The following is a 2,405-nucleotide window of genomic DNA, read 5'->3' as shown; positions in this document are numbered from 1 at the left end:
GGCGCGCAACGCGTCGGCGCCGGCCCGGCCCGCGGCGGCGGTGGTCAGCACGTCGGCCAGCTCGGCGGCGGCGAGCACGGCGAGCTTCTGGTGCAGGGCGTCCACGCCCCGCACGTGCTTGTAGAGACTGGGCAGCGCGACGCCGAGCCGGCCGGCGAGCGCGGCCAGGGTCAGCCGGTCGTACCCGACCTCGTCGGCGAGCACGGCGGCTTCCCGGACCACCGTCGCCGGGGTCAGGCCGGCCCTAGGCACGGGCGGTCGCCGTCAGGAACTCGACCAGGTCGGCGGCGGTGGCGTCGGGCTGGTCGGCGTGCGGGTAGTGGCCGGAGTCGGCGATCATCCGCGCCTCGGCGACGGCGAACTGCCGGCGGGCGGCGCGGGCCTCGGCGCCGGGGTCGGGGAAGTCCGGGTCCTTCGTACCCATCAGCACCAGCACCGGTTGCCGCACCTCGGGCGCCCGGGCGGTCCAGTGCGGGTCGACCGGCGCGACCACGCCGCGCACCGCGTCCATCCGGCCACGCAGCTTCGCGACCAGTTCCTTGCGGTACGCGGCGTCGTCGGCCGGCCGGCCGCAGGGGAAGAGCGTGCGGTGGAACAGCCCGAACAGCCGAGGGCTGCGGAGTACGGCCGCCTGGGCGGCCCGCATCGCCGGGTTGGGCTTCGGGACGCTGACGAACGGGCTGATCTGCACGATGCCGCCGACCAGGTCGGGCGCGTCGGCGGCGGCGAAGACGACGCCCGCCCCGCTGGACGAGCTGCCGACCAGGGTGGCGGGCCCGCCGCGGAGCGCCCGGACCACGGCGAGCAGGTCGCCGCCGACCTCGGCCGGGGCGTACGTGGGCCAGTGCGGGCTGGAGTCGCCGTGCCCGCGCACGTCGACGGAGGCGACCCGGTAGCCGGCCGACACCAGCAGCGGCGCCAGATGCCGGAAGGCCGCCCGGTTCTCCCCCATGCCGTGCGCGAGCACCACGAGGGGGCCCGCGCCGTGCACCTCGTACGCGATGGTTCCGCCGTCCCGCGACACCTGGCTAACAGTCATAGCCAAAAAGCTAATCCCATTAGCCTTGCCGGTCAAGCCTCACTTCTTCGAGACCACCGCGCGGCCGAAGAACATCAGGTTGGCCGGGCGCTCGGCGAGCCGGCGCATCAGGTAGCCGTACCACTGGTCGCCGTAGGGGACGTAGGTGCGGACCGTGTAACCCTCGCCGACCAGGCGCTTCTGCTCCTCCGGGCGGATGCCGTAGAGCATCTGGAACTCGAAGCGCCCCGGGTCGCGGTCGAACCAGCGGGCCCGGTCCTCACCGATCGCGATCAGGCGCGGGTCGTGGGTGGCCAGCATCGGGTAACCGTCGCCGGCCATCAGCACGTTCATGCAGCGTACGTAGGACTTGTCCACCTCGCGGGCGGACTGGTACGCCACCGACTCGGGCTCCTTGTACGCGCCCTTGCACAGCCGCACCCGCGACCCGGCCGCGGACAGCTCGCGGCAGTCCGACTCGGTCCGCCGCAGGTACGCCTGGAGCACCGCGCCCGTCGACGGGTGGTCCTTGCGCAGCTTGGCCAGGATGTCCAGGGTCGAGTCGGTGGTGGTGTGGTCCTCCATGTCCAGGGTGACCGTGGTGCCGACCGCGTCGGCGGCCGCGCAGATCTGCCGGGCGTTGTCGTACGCGAACTGCTCGTCGAACGCCTGGCCGAGCGCGGACAGCTTCACGCTGACCTCGGCGGCCGGGGTGAGGCCGGCGGCGCCGAGCAGGCGCAGCAACGTGAGGTACTCGTCCCGGGTGGCGTTCGCCTGCTCCGGGGTGGTGGTGTCCTCGCCCAGGTAGTCGAGGGTGACCGCTTGGCCGTCCGCGACGAGTGCGCGGGTCGCGCGCAGGGCGTCGTCGGTGGCGGCGCCGGCGACGAACCGGCGGACGACGTCCCGGGTGAACGGGGCCGTCGCGACGAGCCGCTCCACCTGGGTTGACCGGGAGGCGGCGAGGATGACGGAACGGAGCATGAGCCGAGCGTAACGCCCGGCCCGGGGCCCGCGCCGGGCGCGGCGGTCAACCTCACTCAGCGTGCGGAGTGGGGACGCGGGGCACCGGCGCTGGCGGGCATCGGCTACAACGTTCACGTGGATCGACGACACCCCCGGCGCCGGCTTCGCTCGGCCACCGTGCAGCTCGGCGCGCTGACCGCGCTGGCCCTCGCGCTCACCGGTTGCAACAACGGCTACGACGACGACGATGACGACTGCGCGCTCGGCCCGGCCGGCGGGGGCGGCGACACCGTCGCGGTGGCCCTGCTCGTCCCGGCGCCGGCCACCGCCGCGCGCGGCTACAGATCGGAAGAGCGTCGTGTAGGGAAAGAGTGTTCAGAGCGGTGTAGATCTCGGTGGTCGCCGTATCATTAAAAAAAAAAAA

3 protein-coding genes are annotated in these 2,405 nt (G+C 73.3%); all 3 read right to left on the bottom strand.

All coding sequences use genetic code 11. The features are described from left to right. Positions 1-252 (bottom strand): TetR family transcriptional regulator (locus HUW36_RS30990; RefSeq protein ID WP_174531328.1); only part of this gene is annotated, 252 nt, incomplete at its 3' end. After that, positions 245-1,039: an alpha/beta fold hydrolase gene (locus HUW36_RS30985; protein WP_174531327.1), complete on the bottom strand. Its 795-nt coding sequence runs from the start codon at positions 1,037-1,039 to the stop codon at positions 245-247. The genes HUW36_RS30985 and HUW36_RS30990, both read right to left, overlap by 8 nt. Before the next feature lie 39 nt (positions 1,040-1,078). Next, positions 1,079-1,999, bottom strand: a complete 921-nt coding sequence (locus HUW36_RS30980; protein ID WP_174531326.1) for a proline dehydrogenase family protein — start codon at positions 1,997-1,999, stop codon at positions 1,079-1,081. Positions 2,000-2,405: the final 406 nt, after the last annotated feature.

This window comes from Micromonospora maritima (assembly GCF_902825405.1).
GTDB lineage: Bacteria > Actinomycetota > Actinomycetes > Mycobacteriales > Micromonosporaceae > Micromonospora > Micromonospora maritima.
Note: the sequence above shows the minus strand (reverse complement) of the source record. Positions and strands in the feature narration are given on the sequence as shown.